Consider the following 22,580-nt stretch of genomic DNA (forward strand, 5'->3'; position numbering starts at 1 on the left):
CTCCTCATGACCACCTCGTTCAGTGCCGGATCGCTGGTCTCCGCCCGGGGCCGCGACTGGGTCGTACTGCCCGAGAGCGCCCCCGACATGCTTGTCCTGCGGCCGCTCGGCGGCGCGGACGACGACATCGCGGCCGTATTCCCCGCCTTCGAGAGCGTCACGAGCGCCCAGTTCGCGGCCCCGTCGCCTGGAGACCTCGGCGACGCCCAGGCGGCGGGCCTGCTCCGCTCGGCGCTGCGGATCGGCTTTCGCTCCGGCGCCGGGCCGTTCCGGTCCCTCGGCGGCATCGCCGTCGAGCCGCGGGCCTACCAGTTCGTACCGCTGATGATGGCGCTGCGGCAGAAGACCACCCGCATCTTGATCTCCGACGACGTCGGCATCGGCAAGACCGTCGAGGCCGGTCTGATCGCCAGCGAGCTGCTCGCCCAGGGCAGCGCCCGCGGGCTCGCCGTGCTCTGCTCCCCGGCTCTCGCAGAGCAGTGGCAGGGCGAGCTGCGCACCAAGTTCGGCATCGACGCCGAGCTGGTCCTTGCCTCCACCGTCTCCCGGCTGGAACGCGGGCTGGACCTGGGCCAGTCGCTGTTCGATCGGCATCCGCACGTCATCGTCTCCACCGACTACATCAAGTCGACCCGGCATCGCGACGACTTCGTCCGGCACTGCCCGGACCTGGTCATCGTCGACGAGGCGCACACCTGCGTCTCCGCCGACGACAACAAGACCACCACCCAAAACCAGCTCCGCTACGAACTGCTCCAGCGCGTCGCCGCTGACGCCGACCGGCATTTGCTGCTGGTGACGGCCACGCCGCACAGCGGCAAGGAGAGCGCCTTCCGCAACCTGCTCGGTCTACTCAAGCCGGAACTGGCCAGCGTCGACCTCGGCTCGGACGCCGGCCGCCGGATGCTCGCCCCGCACTTCGTGCACCGCAAGCGCGCCGACGTCCGCCAGTATCTGACCCGGGAGGACGGGCTCGCCGACGACTCGCTCGCCGAGCAGACGTCGTTCCCGACTGACCGGCACTTCAAGGACGAGACCTACAAGCTCACCCCCGCCTACCGGGCGTTGCTCGACGACGCCATCGCGTACGCCAGCGACCGGGTCACCGCAGCCGACCAGCGCGGCCGGCGGGAGGCCCGGATCGCCTGGTGGTCCGCGATCGCCCTGCTGCGCTCCCTGGTGTCCTCGCCGCGCGCCGCCGCGCAGACCCTGCGCACCCGGTCGGCGACCGCTGCGGCCGTCACCGCCGAGGAAGCCGACCGGCTCGGCGCCCCGCTGACCAGCGACTTCTCCGACTCCGACGCCCTGGAAGGGCTCGACGTGGCACCCGGCGCCGAGGCCGCGGAGGTGGATAACGCCGGGGCGCGGCTGGCCGAACTGGCCGACCGGGCCGCCGAGCTGGAGGGCCCGAGCGAGGACCGCAAGCTCGCCGCTCTGGTCACCCACCTCAAGGCGCTGCTGAAGGAGGGCTACCACCCGATCGTCTTCTGCCGCTACATCCCCACCGCCGAGTACGTCGCCGAGCACCTCGACGGCAAGCTCGGCAAGAAGACGATCGTCCGCGCGGTCACCGGCACGCTCTCCCCGCAGCAGCGCATCGAGCGCATCGAGAAGCTCGCCGATGACGCTGGCGACGACCCCGCCGCCCGGCGGGTGCTGGTCGCCACCGACTGCCTCTCCGAGGGCGTCAACCTGCAACACCACTTCGACGCCGTCGTCCACTACGACCTCGCCTGGAACCCCACCCGGCACGACCAGCGTGAGGGCCGCGTCGACCGGTACGGCCAGAAACGCGACGTGGTCAGGGTCATCACCCTCTGGGGCAGCGACAACGGCATCGACGGCAAGGTCCTCGACGTCCTCATCAAGAAGCACCGGCAGATCCGTAAGGACCTCGGCATCTCCGTCTCTGTCCCGGACGCCGACTCCGCCGGCGTGACCGACGCGATCGTGCAGTGGGTGCTGCTGCGCGGCCAGCAGGTCCGCCGGGGCGACCAGGGCAGCCTCTTCGACATCGACGAGTTCACCGGCCTCGACAAGAAGGCCGCCGCCCTGGCCGCCGACTGGCAGTCCGCCGCCGAGCGGGAGAAGACGTCCCGCTCCCGGTTCGCTCAGCACGCCATCCGACCCGAGGAGGTCGCCCGCGAGGTCGCCGCCGTCCGCGACACCCTCGGCAGGGCCGGCGAGATCCGCGGCTTCGTACGCCGGTCGCTGCACGCCCTCGACGGCGTCCTGCGCGACCGCCCGGACGGATCCGGCGACTTCACCGCCGAACTCGGCGGCACCCCCGCCGGCCTACGCGACGCCCTCGCCCCAGCCCTCGGCGGCGACATCGTCGAGCGGGGCCGGCCGGTGCCGTTCCGCACCACGGCGGCCGTCGACCGCGGCGAGGCCGCCCTAGTCCGCACCGACCCGGCGGTGGTGGCGCTCGCCGGCTACGTCCTCAACGCCGCCCTCGACGACAAGGAGTCCGGCTCCCGACCGGCCCGCCGCTGCGGGGTGATCCGCACCCGGGCCGTCACCAGCCGCACCACCCTGCTGGTGGTCCGCTACCGATTCCACCTCACCCTGCCGTCGCGGACCGGCACCCGGCAGCTCGTCGCCGAGGACGCCCGGCTGCTCGCCTTCGAGGGCGCCCCGACGAACGCCCGCTGGCTCTCCCACGAGGACGCCCTGGCGCTGCTCGACGCCACCGCCGACGCGAACACCGACCCCGGATTCGGCGAAAGCACCATGCGCCGCGTCCTCCAGGACCTACCCGCGACCACCGACCACCTCGACGCGTACGGCGAGGAGCTGGCCGCCGAGCTGCTCGCCTCACACCGGCGGGTCCGTAGCGCCTCCGGCGAGATCGTCCGTGGCCTGACCGTCACCGCCCAGAAGCGCGCCGACATCCTCGGCGCCTACGTTTACCTGCCGGCCCCGACCGCCGCCCCCACCGCCGGAGGCACCGCCTGATGTCCGCCACCGCCCGCAACCAGGTCTTCTCCGCCATCCACACGATCGGCGGCCTGCTCCCCGCCGACATGCTCGTCCGCATCGCCGAGGGCAAGGACATGAGCGGTGCCAAGCCCGCCGACTACCAGGTGGTCGGCGCCCGCTCGGTGCGCGACGACGCCGAACGCCAGTGGGAGTGGCTCAAGTCGGCGTGGAAGGAGCTGCGCGGCACGCTCCCGATCGCCCCGGAGGCCGCCATCCCGGCTGACCCGACCGGCCTGGCCATCACGCAGTGGCTGGAACCGCTGTTCAAAGCGCTCGACTTCGGCCGGCTCACCCCGATCGGCGCGACCGGCATCCTGTCGGACGACGGCGGCAAGACCTTCCCGATCAGCCACCGCTGGCAGCACGTGCCGATCCACCTCGCGGCATGGAACGCCACCCTCGACAGGCGCCCGGCCGGCGGCGGGGTTCCGCCGCAATCGCTGGTGCAGGAGTGCCTGAACCGCTCCGAGGCCCACCTGTGGGGGGTGCTCACCAACGGCCGCCAGCTCCGGCTGCTGCGCGACTCCAGCGCGCTCGCCACCGCCGCGTACGTCGAGTTCGACCTGGAAGCGATCTTCGACGGCGAGCTGTTCAGCGAGTTCGTCCTGCTGTACCGGCTGCTGCACGTCTCCCGCTTCGAGGTAGCCGAGGGCGCCGCCCCGTCGACCTGCTGGCTGGAGAAGTGGCGCACCGAGGCGATCAGCTCCGGCGTCCGCGCCTTGGAGCAACTGCGCCGGGGCGTTCAGGAGGCGATCACCACCCTCGGCACCGGCTTCCTCCGCCACCCCGACAACAACCGGCTCCGCGAGGACTTCGACGTCCAGGCGTTCCACAACGCCCTGCTGCGCCTGGTCTACCGCATGTTGTTCCTCTTCGTCGCCGAGGACCGGGACGTCCTGCACCCGCCCGGCACCAGCGACGAGGCCCGCGAGCGGTACGAGGCATACTTCTCCTCCGCCCGGCTACGTGCCCACGCCCGCCGCCGCCGGGGGAGTGCCCACACGGACCTGTATCAGTCGCTCTGCGTCGTGCTGGACGCACTCGCCGACGTGAACGGCCGCCCCGAGTTGGGCCTGCCGGCCCTCGGCGGCATCTTCCACGGCAAGCTCGGCACCATCCCCGCCGACAACGGCCGTACCGAAAAGGATGCCCTGCACGGACTGTCGCTGGCCAACGAGTACCTGCTGACCGCTGTACGCCACCTGTCCCAAGTGCGCGACACCGGCACCCGCCGCTGGCGGTCAGTCGACTATCGACACCTGGACGCGGAGGAGCTGGGCTCCATTTATGAGTCTCTGCTGGAGCTGGTGCCGAAGCACAGCGCTGTGGACCGCACCTTCGAGCTGGTCGAACTCGCCGGCAACACCCGTAAGACCACCGGTTCCTACTACACCCCGTCCTCACTCATCGAATGCCTGCTGGACTCGGCGCTCGACCCGGTGATCGACGACGCAGTGAAGCGCGGCGAACAGGCTGCCACGGCCGCCAGGCAGCTCGACCCGTCCGACGCCATCGTCTCCGAGCTGCTGTCGCTGACGGTCTGCGACCCGGCCTGCGGCTCCGGCCATTTCCTGGTGGCGGCAGCTCGTCGGATCGCCAAGCGTGTCGCGGCCGTCCGGGAACGCAACCCCGAACCGACCCTCGACGCGGTCCGGCATGCCCTGCACGAGGTCATCGCCCGCTGCATCTACGGCGTCGACCTCAACCTGATGGCGGTGGAACTCGCCAAGGTCTCCCTGTGGCTGGAGGCACTGGAACCGGGCAAGCCCCTGAGCTTTCTCGACGCCCATATCAAGCACGGGAACGCGCTGATCGGGGCCACGCCCGCGCTGCTCAAGCGCGGCATCCCCGACGAGGCATTCAAGCCCATCGAGGGCGACGACAAGACGTTCGCCAAGGGCCTGGAGAAACTAAACGCCAAGGAGCGGGCGGGACAAAGCACACTCTTCGACCTGAACGCCGGGGCAAAGGTGGCCAACACCGTCTTCGCGCATGGCCTGCGCCGTGTTATGGAGGCTCCCTCGGACGACCTCGGTGACGTGCGTACGCAGGAGTCCGCGTATCGGGACTGGGCGGGTTCCGCCGAGTACGTGCGTGCAATGCACGTCGCCGACGCCTGGTGTGCGGCGTTCATGTGGAAGAAGACGCCGGATGCGCCGCCCGCCGTCACCCACGGTGTCTTCCGCGCTTTGGAGGACCCCCGCGCCTCGGCTGCTCCGCAAGAGTCCCACGATGAAATCACCCGGCTGCGCGAGCAGTACAGCTTCTTCCACTGGCACCTGGAGTTCCCCGAGATCTTCGAGGTAGCGGAAAGCGGCGCCGGTATCGACCAGGCGACGGGGTGGGCGGGCGGCTTTCACTGTTTACTCGGAAACCCACCGTGGGACCAGGTACAGGTTGACGCACGGGAGTTCTTCGCCACCCGGCGGCCTTCTATCGCTGAGGCTACCAACATGACGGCCCGAAATCGGATGATCAAGAAACTTGAAGTAGAGGACCCCGAACTCTTCATAAAGTTCTCTGACGAGAAGCGCAAGAACGACGGATTCAAGCACTTTATGCACTCGTCAAACCGGTATCCGCTGACCGCCTACGGCCGCCTTAACACGTACTCGCTGTTCGCAGAAAGCGTGCGGTCGCTGACGGCGTCATTGGGTCGCTCCGGTCAGATCCTACCATCGGGAATTGCGACTGATTCTTTCAATCAGCACTACTTCAAAGATCTCGTGCGAAACGCCTCAATTGCAGCTCTTTACGACTTCGAGAACCGCAATGGTCTCTTCCCCGCCGTTCACTCGAGCATGAAGTTCTGCATCCTTTCACTCACCGGGCACTCTCTCCGCGAGCGTTCCGCTAAATTCGCCTTCTTCCTTCGGGACGCGGCGGAGTTGAACGACGCAAACAAGGTTTTTACCCTTACCCCCGAAGAGATCACGCTCCTCAATCCCAACACCGGCACGTCCCCCGTTTTTCGTTCTCGTCGCGACGCCGAGATCACGATCGGGATCTACCGTCGAGTACCTGTCTTCGTGAACGAATCGGGCAGTCGCGGCGGTGACAGTAATCGGTGGAACGTGAAATTGCAGCTAATGTTCATGATGAACTCCGTCTCGGAAATCTTTGAGGATGGCGAATCCCTGCGGCGGCGCGGAGCAGTTCAACGAGGAAACACCTATCATCTTCAGAACGAACAGTACCTGCCTTTGTACGAGGCTAAGATGGTCGGAGCGTACGACCATCGGGCCGCTGACGTTGTGAAGAGCGCCACGGCGGCCGTGCGTCAAAACCAGCCGGCCTATATCGGCCTGAGTGGGCATGGCGATCCTGATCGTCAGGCAATCCCAATCTCCTGGGTATCCGCAGTAGAGGTGTCCAAGCGGATCGGTGACGCGAGTTGGCTTGCCGCGTTCTGTGATGTTACAAGCCCCACAAACGAACGAACTGTCATTGCATCCATGATCCCGAGGGCAGCGGCAGGTGACACGTTGCCCGTGGTGCACTCCCCGAACAAGCACCTCCTTGTGGCTATTTTCAATGCCTTCGTATTCGACTACGTTGCGCGTCAGAAAGTCGCTGGCCTCCATCTGCGATTCGGCTATGTCAAACAGTTGCCCGTACTTGATCCGACCGTCCTTGGTACCCACCGCGGGTTCATTGAAGATCGCGTCCGTGAACTCGCTTACACCGCTCACGACATGAGGGCCTTCGCCCAGGATATCGGGGATGGCGGCGCGCCGTTCCGCTGGGACGAGGACCGCCGCTTTGTCATTCGCGCCGAGTTGGATGCCTTGTTCTTCCACCTCTACGGGATCTCGCGGGATGATGCGGACTACATCATGGAGACATTCCCAATCGTCAAGCGGAAAGACCAGGCGAAGTACGGCACGTATCGGACTAAGGAAATCATCCTCGCCGAGTACGATCGGATGGCTGCGGCTGGCGTGGGCCTCACCGCTTCCCTCATTGATGGTGATAACTACACCTCCACCCTCACGCCACCCCCTGGCCACGGCCCCCGCCACCTTGCCGGGCGCTCTGCGGTCGGCACTCCGACCGTTGACAAGGGAGCCTGATGCGAGACGACTACCCCGATTTCCAGCTTCGGCTGCCGTTTGGAGGCCCCGCGGCGCGTGGACGGCTGCTGGACGAGCAGGGGACCAACGGCAGCCAGAGGTTCTTGGTGTATGCCGGTTCACCGGTACGGCGCGAGATCGTCCCATCGTTCTCCACGCGAAAGTCGTCCTCGTACGTCCTTCGGCGGCGGCTGATCGCCGACGATTTGATCGCGGAGTCCACCACCGAGCCGGGCTATCTGGAGACATCCAAGGACCTCACCTTCAACTCCGCTTCGGAAGCCGCCTGCGTCCTACTTGGCCGTAGCTCAAATGGATGGCTCGAGTGGAAGACCGTCGATGGGCGGCCTCTGGGCGACTTCCTGGAGCAGGTGGGGTGGGGGCCGAGACGCACCTGGCTGATTCGGGGCTCCAATGTGTTCGGCGTGGACCTGGTCCAGCGCATGTGGCTTCCCAAGGGATGGGTGAGCATCCCGGCCAACCGCCTGCGTGCGAGCGTGGAGCAGGGCGTGAGCAAGGAGCAGTTGCGGAGCTTCCTGGAGGTCGACTACGAGTCCACAGTGACCTACGGACAGAAGGTCCAGATGGTCGAGGAGTTCCACGCCTTCCTATCCCGGATGAAGCTGGGTGACACGATTTGCACCATCTCCAACGGGCGGCTGTACGTCGGGGAGATCACCGGCGACGCCGTACAGGTCGCCTCCGAGGGGGGCACGTCGAACCTACGGCGCCCAGTTGAGTGGCAGAGCATCGGGTACGCCTACGACGAGCTGCCTGAGGAACTGCAGCAGAAGCTGTCCATCCAGCACGACGTCGTCGATCTCACCTCCATACAGGCGCTGGTTAGCGGTCTTGGCCGCAGCAACGAGGAATTGGCCGCCGAGGCGCAAGACCAGGCTGCTGGTCCGAGCCTAGAGATCGCCGCGCTGGCAGCGCGGCGGGAGTTGGAGCTTCCCGAGCCGACCTCTGAGCTAGTGGACGAGCTGCTAATACATGATGTGGACTGGCTGCGCGAGCTGCGGGATCTGCTGTGGGATGAGCGGCAGCTGGTGCTGTACGGACCGCCTGGTACCGGAAAGACATATCTGGCGCTCAAGCTGGCCGAATTCCTCGGCGGCGGGCCCGAGCAGGTCAAGCTGGTGCAGTTCCATCCCTCGTACGCGTACGAGGACTTCTTCGAGGGCTTTCGCCCCCGGGAGGATCCGGCAACCCGAGAGGTCGCCTTCCGGCTCACTGCGGGCCCGCTGCGGGAACTCGCCGACCTCGCGTCACGCGAGGGTAACCGGCACGTCCCGCACTTTCTCATCATCGACGAAATCAACCGGGCCAACCTTGCGAAGGTCTTCGGCGAGCTGTACTTCCTGTTGGAATATCGCAACAAATCGGTGCGGCTCACCTACTCGGGCGATGACTTCGCGCTGCCGCCGAACGTGTTCGTCATCGGCACCATGAACACCGCCGACCGCTCCATCGCGCTGGTGGACGCCGCCATGCGCCGTCGCTTCGCTTTCGTCGAACTCTCTCCCCGGACCGAGCCGACCATTGGGCTGCTGCGCCGTTGGCTCACGCGTGAGGGACGTGACGACGAGCCCGCCGAACTCCTTGACGCGCTCAACTCTCGTATCGGCGACCCCGACTTTCGGGTCGGGCCCTCGTATCTGATGAAGAAGGGGGTTTACCGCGACGGTGGGCTCGAACGTACCTGGCGTACCAAGATCCTGCCGCTCCTTGAGGAGTACCACTACGGGGAAGACGTGGACGTCGAGCGGCGCTACGGACTGCGATCGCTGCGCGCCGCTATCGCGCCGTCTCCGGTAGCGGACGAACACGGCCCGTCATGACGGACATCGAGCTCGCCGAGCACGGCGCGGCGCTCTCGGTCCGTCTTGATGACGCTGTCGGCCGGGCCCTCGTGACATCGCGCCTTGTCGAGGCGGCACCCGACCCCTACCTTCCCGGGCGGTGGCGGGTGAAGGCCCGAGGAAAGGTCGGTGTCGCGACGGTCACCGTGCCTGGTGGCCGGCCGTTCACCCTGCGGATTGTCCCCAAGGTCCCTGTCGCGAGGCTCCTGTTCCTCCTCGGCTACAGCCTCGACAGTAAAGGGTGGCGGAACGAGGACGCAGAACTGGAGGAGGAGTCTGAGCTGCTGCCCGCACTTGCCCGTCTCTTCGAGCGACAGGCGGAGCACGCGCTGCGTCAGGGACTGCTCCAGGGCTATCGCACTACCGAGGACACGTCCCTGCTCGTTCGTGGCCGCATCCGCGAGGCCGATCAGATCCGCAGACATCACGGTAGCCTCATCCCAGTGGAGATCATCCACGACGAGTACACCGCTGACATCGCCGAGAACCAGCTTCTGCGTACCGCCTGCGAGTGGCTCTGCCGGCTGCCCCGCGGCATTCCCGATGACGTACGCGGCACACTGCTTCGGCTGCGTGTCCGGCTGGCCGACATCACCCCGATCGGCCGAAGGCAGGAGCTGCCCACATGGTGGCCTAGCCGGCTCAATGCGCGCTACCACAAGGCTTTGCGGCTGGCCGAACTCGTGCTACGGGGGGCCTCCGTCGAGCACCGGCCCGGTAACGTCACCGTGAGCGGCTTCCTCTTCGACATGGCCAGGGTCTTCGAGGACTTCGTCACCGTCGCCCTGCGCGATGCCTTCACCGGCAGCGGCGGCCGCTGCGTATTGCAGGCCACCCATCACCTCGACGAACGTCACGCGATCCGCATGATCCCCGACTTCGTCCGGTACGCCGACGACGGCACCCCGCTCGCCGTGGCAGACGCCAAGTACAAGGCCGAGAAACTCGAGGGTTTCCCGGACGCCGACCTTTACCAGATGCTCGCCTACTGTACGGCGCTCGGCCTGCCGGACGGCCATCTCGTCTACGCCAAGGGCAATGCTCCGCACGCCGCCCACCGTGTCCGGCACGCTCGCATCACCATCCACCAGCATGCGCTCGAACTCGACCAGCCGCCTGCCGGGCTGCTCGCCGAGGTACGAGCTTTGGCGCAGCGGCTCACCGCAGCCGTACCCTGTTGATCCGCCGTCACTGACCGCCCGCCTCAGGAGATCCGCCGTGCCTCAGCTCGCCTTCGCCAACAGCTTCTGGGAGAGCTACGACGTCCTGGAGAAGCCGGTCAAGGCCGGCGTACGCAAGGCGATGGACAAGTTTCAGCAGCTCACCATCGCCGAGCTGCACGCCGACAAGGGTCTGCACCTGGAGTCGGTCAACAACGCCCGGGATCCCCGGATGCGGACCATCCGGATCAACGATTTCTGGCGCGGGGTCGTCCTGGCCCCGGACGACGGCAGCGACACCTTCCTCCTGCTGAGCGTGGTGCCGCACGACAGCGCGTACACCTGGGCGGCGAAGCGTCTCTACACCGTGAACACGGCCACGCGGGCGCTGGAGGTGCGCAACGTGGTCGCCATCGAGCAGCTCACGCCGGCGCTGGAGAAAGCGGCGGCGGACGCGCCGACGCTGCTCTTCGCCCGCCATTCGGACACGGTGCTGCGGGACCTCGGCATCGACGACCAGGTGCTGCGAGCGGTGCGAACGATCATCAACAAGCCGCAGCTCGAAGCGTTCGGCACGTTGCTGCCCGAGGACCAGTTCGAGGTGCTGCAGTACCTCGCCGAGGGCTTCTCGGCCGACGAGGTGTACCGCGACCTCGTGGCCGAACGCCGGCCGGCCGACGCCACCCCGGAGCCGAGCGAGAGCCTGGCGACGGCGATCGCCAACACCACGAACCGCATCACGCTGGTGACCCGGCCGGACGAGCTGGCCGAGATCCTCGACAAGCCGTTCGCCGCCTGGCGGGTGTTCCTCCACCCGTCACAGCGCCGCGTCGCGTACCGGGTGTCGTACAAGGGGCCGGCGCAGGTGACCGGCGGACCCGGTACGGGCAAGACGGTGGTCGCCCTGCACCGGGTCAAGCACCTGCTCTCGCGGTCCGCCGACAGCCGGGTGCTGCTCACCACGTACACCAACGCCCTCGCCGCGACCCTGCGGGAGAACCTGGCGCTGCTCCTCGGCGACGAGGAGCAGTTGGCGCGGGTGGAGGTGACCACGGTGAACGCCTTCGCCAACCGCACCGTGCGAACCCTCGCCAGCCGGGTGCCGGCACCCATCGGGGACGCGGACGAGCGGCAGGTCTGGCGGCGGGTGTGCCGGCGGCTGAACCTGCCGTGGACCGAGCAGTTCCTCGCCCAGGAGTTCCGGCACGTCTTCCTCGCGCAGGACGTGCGGAGCCGGGAGGAGTACCGCGCGGCCAGCCGGCGGGGGAGAGGGTTGGCACTGGGCGGCCGGCAACGCGACCAGGTGTGGGACGCGGTCGAGATGTTCTGGGCCGAGCTGTCGGCGGCCGGCACCATGACGCACCTGCAGGTGTGCGCGCGGGCGGCGCAACTGCTCGACGGCGCCGACCTGACCGTCCACGGGTTCGACCACGTGGTGGTCGACGAGGCGCAAGACCTCCACCCCGCGCAGTGGCGGGTGCTGCGCGCCGCGGCGTCGCCTGGCCCCGACGACATGTTCATCACCGGCGACCCGCACCAGCGAATCTACGACTCCCGGGTGTCGCTGGGTGCCCTCGGTGTCTCCGTCGCCGGCCGCAGCAGCCGGCTGCGCATCAACTACCGCAGCACCGAGGAGATCCTCACCTGGTCCACCGGCGTGCTCGTCGGCTCGCGGGTCGAGGACCTCGGAGGTGAGGGCGAGGACAGCCTCACCGGCTACCGGTCGCTGCTGCACGGGAAGCGGCCGCAGACGGTGGGGTATCCGACGGCCCAGGCCGAGGTCGCGGCGCTCGTCAAGCGGGTGGGGGAGTGGCTGGAACAGGGCGTCCAGCCGAGCGAGGTCGCGGTCTGCGCGCGGTTCAACACAGTCCTCAGCAGCGTGTACGACGAGCTGACCGGTGCAGGAATCCCTGCCGTGCGGGTGCGGGACCAGCCCGGCGCGGACGTTGACGGGGTGCGGCTCGCCACCATGCACGCGATGAAGGGGCTGGAGTTCCGGTGCGTCGCGGTGGTGGGGGCAACGGCCAAGGCGGTTCCCTTCGCGAAGGAGGTCACGCCGAGCGAGGTCGATCAGTTGCAGCACGACAGCGACATGCTCCGAGAGCGCTGCCTGCTCTTCGTCGCCAGCACCCGCGCCCGGGAAGCCCTGCACGTGTCGTGGAGCGGGACGCCCAGCCCGTTTCTGTCATTCGCCTCTGGGGGCCAGCCCAGGTGATCCGAAGGAGAAGCATGAGGCAGCCCCTGACACTCGCCGAGATCCTGACCGTGCTGACTGATCCTCAGTCAGTCCCCGACCTTCAGCGCTATTTCCTGGCGGTTGGCGATGCAGCATTCACCGGTGGCCAGTTCGAGCGACTCGGCGGCGGCGGTGATCGTCTGGCGGTGGCAAACACCGTCACCGCCGAGGATCTGATCGCGGCGGAACTGCTCAGCGTGCAGGTGCGCCCGCGTCGGGCGCTCGACCTGCTGCAGGGGCAGCTCGGCAAGGATTTTGGAGCGGAGCTGGCGAGGATTCCCGTCGACGTCGAGTTGGGCACCGACGAAGCGTTACCGCTGATCGTGGAGGGCGGTCACGCGGATAGCGCGTGGCGACTGCTGCGCAATGAGGACGGCATCGGCTGGGTCATCGCCGGCAAGCTGCTCGCCCGCAAACGCCCAAAGCTCGTGCCGGTGTACGACGAGGTGGTGTCCTGTGCCTTCGGTACCGGGACCGGCTTCTGGGAGTGGCTGCACGGCAAGCTCCGTGAGGAGGGCGGCGTCCTGGCGCAGCGTCTTGACGCCTGCCACGTGGAGGCTGACCTGCCAGCGGCGGTCAGCCGACTGCGGGTCCTTGACGTTGTGTTCTGGATGCGGCACCGAGACGCTCACGGCGGTAACGGGTGCCTCGGACTGCGACTGCCCTGAAATCGGACGATCACAGTGGGGAGCTATGAGATGCGGGAGATCACGGTTCGCCTCGGCGGCGTCAGCGACGAGCAGTACGCGGACATCGTGAACGCGATCTGGATGCAGATGAATGCGATTGGCTGCGACTTCACCGTTACGCCGGACAGACAGGCTGTGCCAGCCCGGCTCGACAAGCGCTGGGACGAATACAGCCAGGTGTCGTGGGAGGCAGGTGGTCGACGCGGCACACCGCAGGCAATCGCGGCCGGTGCCGACCGGACCGGCATCCAAGATGGTGCCGGTTCGGGCGAATGACGAAGTGGAGTGGGAAGCACCAATCAGTCTCCTGAACGCGCCTGTGTTAACTGCGGCGAAGTCGTCCACGGCCGGGCGAACTCCCGCTATCGCGGCCCGGATATCGCGGTCCGTCCACTGTAATTCGTGTGCCGAGCTGGTCGCGGACCAGATGGAGCCGCTCGAGCTCCTGCAGGTGGACAGCGGCGCCGACATCCACCGGTGCCGAAACTGCGGCATCCACCGGGTTTGCCACATGGGCTGGCGGACTCGATGTCACGTCTGCCTAGACGAGCGATCGTCCGGCCTCGCCCTTGCGGCCGGAGAGCGACTGCTGTCCCGGCTTCCGCACGCGCCCGCCCTCGCGGACCAGGTTCGCCGGTTCGCCGGCGTGACTGCCACGGACGCCATCCCCGTTCGCGCCGCCGCCGAGTTCCAGGCCGCGGTCGCTCTCGGCGAGGAGCTCGACCGGCATCGCCGTGACGGCTGGACCGACCTGGCCGGCGACGTCCACGGACTCCCGTGGTACGGCGAACGCCAAGGAACGCCGTCCCACGGCACCTGGGGCGTGCACGTCCGCTGCGGCTCGTGGCAGCCACCTCGCAGCGGATCCTGTACCCAGTGTCCGCCCGAGGCCGATGACCGGTCGTTCGCCGCGTTGCAAGACACGGCCTACCTGCTCTATCTGGTGCGTCATCGTGGGTTGCTCAAGTTCGGGGTCGGCGGCGCGCGGCGGGTGCGGGAGCACCTGCTGGCGGGGGCTGAGTTGGTCGAGGTCGTTGAGGGCCGCCACGCCGACGTCATCGCCGCGGAGGCAATCCTCAAGCGGCAGAAGCGAGAGGCGGCGGTGCCGCTGCGAAAATGGCGAACGTGGCGAATGCCGGCCTCGTTCGGGGCGGGCACCGAGGTGGTTCGGGTTGGCCTCCAGATCCGGCTCGCCGACGTCTTGCCTGAGGGCCGGGACGTCACCGACCGCTTCGCCAGGTAGACACCGACTGCGGGAAGGGCACTCACTACGAAAAGCTGTGTGCTCATAGAGTCTGCTCATGGCGACGTGGACGTGCCGCGACGAAGTTCTGCAGGCAGCGACGCCGCGGGCGATCACCGTTGTCGAGGCAATCGACCGGCTCAGCCGGGAGAGGCAGGCCGGCCATCTGAGCACCGCCCTCATCATCACCGAGAGCGGCCGGAGGACGGACAAGCCGCTGCGGCTGGTCACTCCCTACGACCTTCCGGTGCTCACCGCTGCCCTCGCCATCACCTGACTCCTCAAGGCCAGGCCGTCGCGCCGCTGGCCCCCCACAGCCGAGCCAGCGGCGTGCGGGCCCGGCTGGCGAGAGAGCCTGGCCAGCCCCGGCTGGTCGGTTGCCGATAGCGTGCGCTGGTGACCACTGAGCAACCGAGCACGGACGACACACCGGCGACGGAGCAGCCCGCGCCACCCCGGCGGGAACCAAGCAGGTTTTCCGACTGGGGACCTGACTACGGCCCTGAGCTCCTCGACTACGAGGAGCCGCCGTACGACGAGCCGGAAGCCGACAATGGCAGGGGTGACCTGGCCTCTTGACGAGGTGCCTGCCACTGATGGCCCACCCGGACTCGGCCCGGGCGCTGCTCCGGGGCGAGCCTGGGGGATACGCACGGTCCTCGCGCCGCCTGCGCGGTGACACATCAGACGATCCGTCGTGTTGACTGGCCGTTGCGCCGAGTGCAGTGGTGATCATCAGGCCGCGAACGTGCGCAGCACGGGAGGTGGCCGGGTTGGCTCGGCGTTGGGACGCCTGGTTCGAGCAGGAGCATCTTGTCGTCCGGCGTCGGCGGTTGCTGCCATGGCTGAAGGCGGACGTCAGGCACATTCCGCTCGCCACGGTCCTCGAGATCGGCTCAACCACCGCAGCCGACCACGCGAAGCGGCGCGCACAACTCACCCTCCGGGACCCGTCGGCACCGCACCTGACCGAGGTCATCCCGGTCAGGTTCACGCCGGAGCAGTGGGAGCTCGCCGAATCGTTCGTGCGGGAACGGCGAGCGGCACCGGCCGAGCCGCCGCAACCCGGTGAAGGCACCGACGCGAGGGGCCGCCGCGCCCCGCCCGACTGTCGGCGTTCCGCCACAGTCGCGGCGACGGGTGGAGCCGCCGGCCGCCCTGCAAGCCCACCTTTCGACCAAGCGCGCCCCACCACACGAAGTGCCCCGTCGGCAACCCCCGTCATGCGGGCGGCGACGGCAAGAGGCCGGTATGGCTGTGGCTCCAGAACGGGAAGATCCACGCCTCCCTCGTTCCAGTGGCAACGCCTCGCCGCGCAGGCTGAGCCCCTCCGATTCCGCCCATCTCCTGCTCGCTGACCCGTCCAGGGCGATGCCGGCCATCCGTGCGTTGACCGGCGTCGCCGACAGCCAGCAGGCGCTGGCTCACCTGCGGAGCTGGCAGCGGCCCGACCCGGTCGTCGTCAACCTGAGCGCCTCCGACCTCGCCGGACGGCGGTTCACAGAGGCCCCAAAAAAGCCGGGACGGAGCAACCCGGATGGCAGCGTGCGGACCGTTCCGAGCCTGAACAAGCGCCGCCGGTGAGCCTGAGCCAGGGAGACGCCGGCCGCGCATGGATAGCGGAGCCGGTCCTCGGAAGCGATGCCGGCCTCTCCGTTGTTCCTCAGGCGGTCACCGAGCCGAGGCCGAGGCCGTCGAGCAGGTTGATGAGTTCGTCGTCGCGGGTCACCTCGTAGCCAAGCTCGCGCAGCTCCGCGACCAGTTCAGCCTCGCCGTCGAGCGGAACCTCGAGGTACTCACCGTCGTGAACCGGGAGCACGATTTCGCCGTACCGGTCCTGCAAATCCTGCGGCAGCACGCTTAACGCCCGCGCCGTGACCATCTCGGGCCAGCTCATGTCCACGACCGCACCCACCTCGGTAATGTCGAAGGGCTTGTCGTCGGCGTAGTCGTCCTCCGGCTCGTAGCAGTCGGGGCCGGCGGGGTTCCACAGGTGGGTCATCTGCACCTGCCGGGCCTCGCCCCACGTACGCGCGGCGGCGAGGGCCCTGATCTCCGCGGCCTCCCCTGCGGCGGTGTCGGCGTCGACGAAGGCGAGGCAGTCGTAGTTGGTGGCGTGGCCGTAGACCAGGCGCCGGGTGTTCGGGTGGTGCGTCGTCATGGCGCATATCCTGCCCCAGGGGTACGACAACCAAGATCGGCATACGGCCCGGGGGCGGATCGACCGGTCGGGTGACCGCTAGGCTGGCCTTTCCTGGCCGCGCCACCTGGAGAAACGCCCATGTCCGACAGCGTCTTCGCGCAGTTCACCGCCGACGACGACCAACTCGCCGTCGCGTTGCTCGTACAGCCGGCGATCAACGCCGCCCTGGTGCACAACCGGGTACCGCTGGTCCGCCACCTCACGCTCGTCAACCGGGGCACGGAACCGCTGGCGGACGTGACGCTGACGCTGGAGCTGCTGGGTCCCGACGGCGCGCTCACCGAGCCATGGACGCGTACCCTCACCGCGCCGCTGCGGCCGGGCGCGAGCACGGGCTGGGACGACTTCCGGGATGTCACGCCCGACCGTGCGCTGCCCTACCACACCGACGAGGCGTTCCCGGTAGACTACCGCCTGACGGTCGAGGCAGGTGACGAGGCGTTGACGCTGGTCGCCCCGTCAAGAGTGCTGGCGCACAACGAGTGGTTCAACAGCCCAGCCCTCTACGACAGCCTGGCGGCCTTCGTGCAGCCGAACACCCGCGCGGTCGAGGCGGTGCTGCGGTCGGCGGCACAGCTCCTGCTCGCGCGGACCGGCTCCGGCTCCCTGCAGGGCTACCAGGAGGGTTCCGAGCGAGCGGCGCTGATCGCCGGCGCCGTTTACGAGGCGCTGCGCCAACTCGAGATCACCTATCAGACCCTGCCGGCGTCGTTCGAGAACAGCGGGCAGAAGGTGCGGACGACAGCCGCGGTGCTGGACGCGCGGCTCGGGAACTGCCTCGACCTGTCCGTCACGTACGCCGCGTGTCTGGAGGCCGCGGGGCTGCACCCTCTCGTCTTCATCAGCGAGGGCCACGCCTTCGGCGGCTTCCTGCTGGAGGAGGAGCGGCTCGGCTCGGCCGCGGTGACCGAGACGAACCTGCTGATCTCCATGGTGGACTCCGGCCGTGCGGTGCCGGTCGAGCTGACCCGCATCGGGCCGGGCGCGCAGTCGGCGACCTTCACCGAGGCGGTACGGGTCGGGCTCGGCCACTTCCGCGGCGACGGCGAGCGTTTGCAGGGCGTCGTCGACGTGCACCTGGCCCACCGCTCCGGCATCCGGCCGTTGCCGTCGGCAGACGAACTGGTCGCGCCCGCCCCGGTCGACGCCGAGGCGACGCCCGACGTCGTCGCGTCGCTCGACCTTCCGCCCGGCGTTGCCGCAGCGAAGCTGCGCCAGCTCGTCGACGAGGGTGACGAGGTGCCGCAGCAGTCCGACGGGTCGCCGGCGCGTGTCCAGCAGTGGAAAAAGTCGCTGCTCGACCTGAGCCTGCGCAACCCGCTGCTCAACCTGCCCAAGCGCGGCCGCGGCCTTGACCTGCACGTGCCGGTGGGTGCGCTGGCCCTGCTCGACGACCTCATCCACGACGGCCGTCAGGTGCAGGTCATCCCGCAGGACGACATCAGCCACGTCCACGAGCTGGCCGGGGCACGCCGGGCCCAGGACCTCGACGCCGAGATCCTGACCCGGGAGCTGCGCACCGACCGCCGGGTCTACGGCGCGGTCACCGAGGCCCGCTACAAGACCGCGATGCGGGCGCTGCAGCGCGAGGCGCGCACGATGGAGCAGGAGACCGGCAGCAACTACCTCTACCTGACCATCGGCACACTGGTGCACACCAAGACGACCGGGGGAGAGGCGTACGCGCCGCTGTTCCTCCTGCCGGTGCGCATCGAGGGTGGCACCGGCCGCCGCCCGTACGCGATGGTCATCGACGGCACCGAGGTCGCCAGCCCGAACTACTGCCTGATCGAGTGGCTGCGCGTCAAGCACAGCGTCCGGATTCCGGAGCTGGAACAGCCGGTGCTCGACGAGCACGGCATCGACGTCGCCAAGACCCTGGCCGCGATCAACACCGGCCTGGTCGACAACCGGCTCAACTACCGCATCGACGAGACCGCCAGCCTCCGGCTGCTGCAGTTCTCCACCTTCCAGATGTGGCGGGATCTCACCGACCACTGGCCCCGGTTCATGGAGAATCCGGTCGTCCGACACCTGGTCGAGTCTTCCGGCGCGACGTTCGACGACCCGGCCCGCCCCGACCACGACGCCGACGTCGCCGTCGACGAGGCGCACCTGCACCTGCCGATCCCCGCTGACGGGTCCCAGATGCAGGCCATCGTGCGGGCCGAGCGCGGCCGCTCCTTCGTCCTGGAGGGGCCACCCGGCACCGGCAAGTCCCAGACCATCACCAACATGATCGCCCGAGCGGTCACCGCCGGCCGATCGGTGCTGTTCGTCGCCGAGAAGCAGGCCGCACTGGAGGTCGTGAAGCGCCGTCTCAAGCAGATCGGCCTCGGGCCGTTCGCCCTCGACCTGCACGGGCGCAAGCAGTCCCTGAACGCGATCCGCCAACAGCTGCGCGACGCCCTCGACCAGTACGACCAGGGTGGCGACGGCACGTGGACGGCCGTCGAGACGGCCTATCGGACGCGGCTCGCCCCGCTGACGGAGTACCCGGCGCAGGTCCACACCGCCAACCCCGTCGGGATGTCGCTCTGGTCGGCCTACGAGCAGGTCCTGGCGTACGGGGACGGCCCGGTCGCCCCGATTCCGGTCAGCTACCTGCACGCGCCCGCAGAGGCACGCGCGGGGGTCGAGACAAAACTGCGGGAGTTCCCAGCGGCCGCACGCTCGGCGCGGGTCCGTGCCGCGCACCCCTGGGCGCTGAGTGGGTGCCGATCCCTCGACGGGCTGCACGGCGCCGCCGTCACCGAGATCGCCGCTGAGCTCGAACGCCTTCGCGCCGACCTCGCCGCCCACCCGCACCTGGTCGGGCTGCTGCGGACGCTGCCCGCCCCCGAGACCGTCGGCGAGCTGCAGGCCGGTGCCTGGCTCGCCGTACGCGGACTGCTGCCGGACCGGGAGACCACGCTGCGCGCCAGCGACCGACGGTGGGACGAGGGGGTCGCCCGGCTCCAGGCGGACCTGGCGGCCTTCCGGCAGGGCTTCGCCGGTGAGCTCGCCACCTTCCGGCCGGACGTGTTCGCCCGCCCAGAGCTGACCGCCTGGCACGGCGAGGCCCAGGAAGCGGCGAAGAAGCTGCTCGGTAAGCGCAAGCGTCGGCAGGCCATCGCGGACCGGCTGGCGGTGCACCTGGTCGCCGGTGCGACTCTCGACGTCGAGCGGGTCGAGGTGGCCACCGGTCGGCTGGTCGCCGCCCAGGCGCAGGCGGCCGCGCTCCACCAGCAGTTGGTGGCGCTGGGTGGGCTGCGGCTGCCGGCGTGGCAGCCCACCGATCCCAACGCGCAGGAGCGGCTGGCGGAAGCGATCGAGGCGACCCGGGCCGGCCGGACGCTCCTGGCCCGGCACCCGCGCGCCTGGGAGCTGTTCCACGGCGGGTTCACCGACGTCGGTGCGGCCCTTCTCGACCGGGTCGCCTCGCGGTGGCGGGCCTGGCGCGGGGTGCTGCGCTCGTCCGGGCCGGAGCTGACGCTGTGGGCCGCCGGTGCACACTGGGTCGACGCCTGGCAGCGGGACGGCGTGGCGTGGCTGCACGAGCTGCAGGCCGAGGAGCTGTTTCCGCTCCGCCGGTGGGCGACCGTCCTGACCCACGCCGACGTGCTCGCCTCGGCCGGCCTCACCGAATACCGGGACCAACTGCTCCGCGCCGAGGTGCCCGCGCAGCTCGCCGAGGAGGTATACCGGCGGGGAGTCGCGGCGGCGTCGCTCGCCGAGCGGGTACGCGCCGGCGGCCTGCAGTACTTCGACCCGGAGCTGCACGACGACGAGATCAGCCAGTTCGAGGCGGCCGCGGGCGAGCTGCGGTCCGCGCTGCCGACGCAGCTGCCGTCGGTGCTGGTCCGCCGTCGCCCCTTCAGCCCGACCGACCGGCGCGGCCGCTTCGCCGACTTCGCCGCTGAGCTTCGTCGCAAGCGGGGCGGCAGGTCCTTTCGGGAACTGTTCGAGCTGTATCCGGACGCCGTGCTGGCGCTGACCCCGTGCGTGCTGGTCAGCCCCGCGTCGGCGGCGAACTTCCTGGCACCGGGGAGTCAGCGCTTCGACCTGGTGATCTTCGACGAGGCGTCGCAGATCCGCGTGGCCGAAGCGATCGGCGCGATGGGTCGGGGCAGCGCCGTCGTGGTGGTCGGCGACTCCCGGCAGATGCCGCCGAGCAGCATCATGCAGGCCAGCCACACGGCCGACGAGGTCGACGAGGGCAACGGCCCGGTGCCGGAGGACCTGGAGAGCATCCTCAGCGAGGCCGTCGAATCGGGACTGCCGCAACGATGGCTCTCCTGGCACTACCGCAGCCACGACGAGTCACTCATCGCCTTCTCCAACCGCTACTACTACGACAACAAGCTCTCCAGCCTCCCGTCGCCCGGTGCCACCAGCTCCGCCGGCGTCAGCTGGCGGCGCGTCGACGGCCAGTACGACCGGGGCGGCTCCCGGACCAACGAGGTCGAGGCGCGGGCGATCCTCGCGGACATCACCCGGCGGCTGCACGACCCGGCGAACGCCACCCAGTCCATCGGCGTGGTCACCTTCAACATCCAGCAGCGGGACCTCATCCTCAACCTGCTGGAGGAGAGCACCGATCCGATCATCCGCGAGCACCTCTCCGGGGCGGTCCCGGAGCCGATCTTCGTCAAGAACCTGGAGAACGTGCAGGGCGACGAGCGGGACGTCGTCCTGTTTTCCCTGGCCTTCTCCACCAACCCGGAGACCGGCCAGCTTCCGCTGAACTTCGGCCCGCTCAGCCAGGCCGGCGGCGAGCGGCGGCTCAACGTGGCCATCACCCGGGCCCGCCGCCAGGTCGTCCTGTACTCCTCCTTCGACCCGTCGGACATCGACCTGTCCCGCACCTCCGCGCTGGGCACGCAGCACCTGCGAGCGTACTGCGAGATGGCCGCCGCCGGCGCGGACCGCCTGGGTGACCTGGCCACCGACCGCGCCGAGCGGCGCAGCCGGATCCGCGAGGAGGTAGCCACGGCGCTGCGCGGCCGCGGCCACGAGGTCCACACCTCGCACGGCCTCTCCGACTTCACCGTGGACATCGCCGTACGCAAGCCGGGCGCGCCTCGGTGGCAGGTAGCCGTCATGCTGGACGGCCCGGACTGGAGTGCTCGCCCGACGGTGGCCGACCGGGACTCGGCGCCAACGCTCCTCCGGTCGATCATGGGCTGGCCGGAGGTCGTGCGGTTCTGGCTGCCGGCATGGATCTACGACCGGTCGGCGCTGCTCGACCGGGTCGACGAAGCGGTAACCCGAGCTGAAGCCCCCGTAACCGTCGAACCGGAGCCCGGGCAGGCTCAGGCCGCAGCGCCGCACGGGGACGCCGACCTTCCGCAGCCGCGCTCGGCGACAGACGACGAGCTGTCGCCGCCGCGCCCGATGCTGGCCACCGAGCTGTCACCATCGCGCCTCGCCGCGGACGATGGGTCCCTCATCGGCGCGTCGCCAGCACTTGTCACCGGGCTCGTCGCTGTGTCCGCGCCGCCGGAGGTGACGGCCACGCCAGCGACAGAGACGGGCACCGTCGCGGTCAGTCCGTTCGTTCCTTACCTGCCGACCTCGCTCGGCGACCAGGCCGACCTCGACCTGCTCGCCACCGACCAGCGGGTGCGCAATCTGATGCAGACCGCGCTCCGCGAGATCATCGAGGCGGAGGGCCCCGTCGAGCAGCACCGGCTCGCCCGCCTGGCCCTCGCCCGGTTCGGCTTCCTCCGGACCAGGGAGGACCGCCGCACCGCCGTGCTCGCGCTGGTCGACTCCCGCCGGTTGTACGCGCACCCGACCGTGAGCCGATACGCCTGGCCCGATGGGGCTGACCCGCAGACGTACCGCGCGTACCGGGTCACCCAGGCGAGCAACGATCGGGCGTTCGAGGAGGTGCCGCCCGAGGAGGTGGCCAACGCCCTCGTACACGTGCTGCAGGACGTACCGAGCATGGACGAGGAGCGGCTGCTGCGCGCCGGCCTGGAGCGGCTCGGCTACCGTCGGCGCACCGATAAGATCGACAAGCTGCTCCGGTACGGGCTGCACGTCGCCGTGACCAGCGGTCGCCTTCGCTTCGACCAGGAGGGACGCCTGACCCTCGGCTGACGAGCGTCACCAGGCCCAATTGCCCTCTTGTTTGCACCCCGTCCC

Annotated in this window: 12 protein-coding genes; 11 read left to right on the forward strand and 1 reads right to left on the reverse strand. The window is 69.0% G+C overall.

The genetic code is table 11. The features are described 5' to 3' along the window. The first annotated feature begins 6 nt into the window (after positions 1 to 6). The 10 genes from ACTMS9_RS21720 to ACTMS9_RS21765 all read left to right on the forward strand — a co-directional run bounded on the left by ACTMS9_RS21720 (position 7) and on the right by ACTMS9_RS21765 (position 15,829). Positions 7 to 2,958, forward strand: a complete 2,952-nt coding sequence (locus ACTMS9_RS21720) for a helicase-related protein (RefSeq protein ID WP_441165829.1) — start codon at positions 7 to 9, stop codon at positions 2,956 to 2,958. Continuing rightward, the gene (locus ACTMS9_RS21725; protein ID WP_441165830.1) at positions 2,958 to 7,055 is read left to right on the forward strand and encodes an Eco57I restriction-modification methylase domain-containing protein; all 4,098 of its coding nucleotides are present in this window, start codon (positions 2,958 to 2,960) and stop codon (positions 7,053 to 7,055) included. Before ACTMS9_RS21720 ends, ACTMS9_RS21725 begins: the two co-directional genes overlap by 1 nt. Further along, positions 7,055 to 8,896, forward strand: coding sequence for a DUF4357 domain-containing protein (locus ACTMS9_RS21730; protein WP_441165831.1), 1,842 nt, complete (start codon positions 7,055 to 7,057; stop codon positions 8,894 to 8,896). The genes ACTMS9_RS21725 and ACTMS9_RS21730 overlap by 1 nt, the downstream gene beginning before the upstream one ends. Continuing rightward, positions 8,893 to 10,098 carry an McrC family protein gene (locus tag ACTMS9_RS21735; protein WP_441165832.1) on the forward strand — a complete coding sequence of 402 codons (1,206 nt, stop codon included), beginning with the start codon at positions 8,893 to 8,895 and terminating at the stop codon, positions 10,096 to 10,098. Before ACTMS9_RS21730 ends, ACTMS9_RS21735 begins: the two co-directional genes overlap by 4 nt. A 37-nt stretch (positions 10,099 to 10,135) precedes the next feature. Further along, positions 10,136 to 12,292 carry a UvrD-helicase domain-containing protein gene (locus tag ACTMS9_RS21740; RefSeq protein ID WP_441165833.1) on the forward strand — a complete coding sequence of 719 codons (2,157 nt, stop codon included), beginning with the start codon at positions 10,136 to 10,138 and terminating at the stop codon, positions 12,290 to 12,292. A 14-nt stretch (positions 12,293 to 12,306) separates the two neighbouring features. After that, complete coding sequence (locus ACTMS9_RS21745; RefSeq protein WP_441165834.1) at positions 12,307 to 12,981, forward strand: DUF6308 family protein; 675 nt, start codon at positions 12,307 to 12,309, stop codon at positions 12,979 to 12,981. A gap of 30 nt (positions 12,982 to 13,011) precedes the next feature. Beyond that, complete coding sequence (locus tag ACTMS9_RS21750) at positions 13,012 to 13,278, forward strand: hypothetical protein (RefSeq protein ID WP_441165835.1); 267 nt, start codon at positions 13,012 to 13,014, stop codon at positions 13,276 to 13,278. A gap of 151 nt (positions 13,279 to 13,429) precedes the next feature. Beyond that, positions 13,430 to 14,245 carry a hypothetical protein gene (locus ACTMS9_RS21755; RefSeq protein WP_441165836.1) on the forward strand — a complete coding sequence of 272 codons (816 nt, stop codon included), beginning with the start codon at positions 13,430 to 13,432 and terminating at the stop codon, positions 14,243 to 14,245. A 58-nt stretch (positions 14,246 to 14,303) separates the two neighbouring features. Beyond that, positions 14,304 to 14,522 (forward strand): hypothetical protein, encoded by a 219-nt coding sequence (locus ACTMS9_RS21760; protein ID WP_441165837.1) that lies wholly within the window; start codon positions 14,304 to 14,306, stop codon positions 14,520 to 14,522. 1,094 nt (positions 14,523 to 15,616) lie between these two features. After that, entirely contained in the window at positions 15,617 to 15,829 is a 213-nt protein-coding gene (locus tag ACTMS9_RS21765; protein ID WP_441165838.1) for a hypothetical protein, read from the forward strand. Positions 15,830 to 15,908: 79 nt separating this feature from the next. Here the strand turns inward: ACTMS9_RS21765 and ACTMS9_RS21770 are convergent, their stop codons facing one another. Beyond that, entirely contained in the window at positions 15,909 to 16,406 is a 498-nt protein-coding gene (locus ACTMS9_RS21770) for a hypothetical protein (RefSeq protein WP_441165839.1), read from the reverse strand. Between the two features lie 120 nt (positions 16,407 to 16,526). Between ACTMS9_RS21770 and ACTMS9_RS21775 the strand changes: the two genes are divergently transcribed. Continuing rightward, on the forward strand, positions 16,527 to 22,535 hold the full coding sequence (locus tag ACTMS9_RS21775) for a DUF4011 domain-containing protein (protein ID WP_441165840.1): 6,009 nt from the start codon (positions 16,527 to 16,529) through the stop codon (positions 22,533 to 22,535). Positions 22,536 to 22,580 lie beyond the last annotated feature (45 nt).

The sequence above is a fragment of the Micromonospora sp. L31 genome (genome assembly GCF_052068075.1).
Lineage (GTDB): Bacteria > Actinomycetota > Actinomycetes > Mycobacteriales > Micromonosporaceae > Micromonospora > Micromonospora purpureochromogenes.

Excerpts from the sequence above, each read along its gene's own strand:
- ACTMS9_RS21775 (WP_441165840.1), top strand. The coding sequence starts at position 16,527 with ATGTCCGACAGCGTCTTCGCGCAGTTCACCGCCGACGACGACCAACTC.
- ACTMS9_RS21735 (WP_441165832.1), top strand. The coding sequence starts at position 8,893 with ATGACGGACATCGAGCTCGCCGAGCACGGCGCGGCGCTCTCGGTCCGT.
- ACTMS9_RS21720 (WP_441165829.1), top strand. The coding sequence starts at position 7 with ATGACCACCTCGTTCAGTGCCGGATCGCTGGTCTCCGCCCGGGGCCGC.
- ACTMS9_RS21725 (WP_441165830.1), top strand. The coding sequence starts at position 2,958 with ATGTCCGCCACCGCCCGCAACCAGGTCTTCTCCGCCATCCACACGATC.
- ACTMS9_RS21760 (WP_441165837.1), top strand. The coding sequence starts at position 14,304 with ATGGCGACGTGGACGTGCCGCGACGAAGTTCTGCAGGCAGCGACGCCG.
- ACTMS9_RS21745 (WP_441165834.1), top strand. The coding sequence starts at position 12,307 with ATGAGGCAGCCCCTGACACTCGCCGAGATCCTGACCGTGCTGACTGAT.
- ACTMS9_RS21750 (WP_441165835.1), top strand. The coding sequence starts at position 13,012 with ATGCGGGAGATCACGGTTCGCCTCGGCGGCGTCAGCGACGAGCAGTAC.
- ACTMS9_RS21770 (WP_441165839.1), bottom strand. The coding sequence starts at position 16,406 with ATGACGACGCACCACCCGAACACCCGGCGCCTGGTCTACGGCCACGCC.
- ACTMS9_RS21765 (WP_441165838.1), top strand. The coding sequence starts at position 15,617 with ATGCCGGCCATCCGTGCGTTGACCGGCGTCGCCGACAGCCAGCAGGCG.
- ACTMS9_RS21730 (WP_441165831.1), top strand. The coding sequence starts at position 7,055 with ATGCGAGACGACTACCCCGATTTCCAGCTTCGGCTGCCGTTTGGAGGC.
- ACTMS9_RS21755 (WP_441165836.1), top strand. The coding sequence starts at position 13,430 with ATGGAGCCGCTCGAGCTCCTGCAGGTGGACAGCGGCGCCGACATCCAC.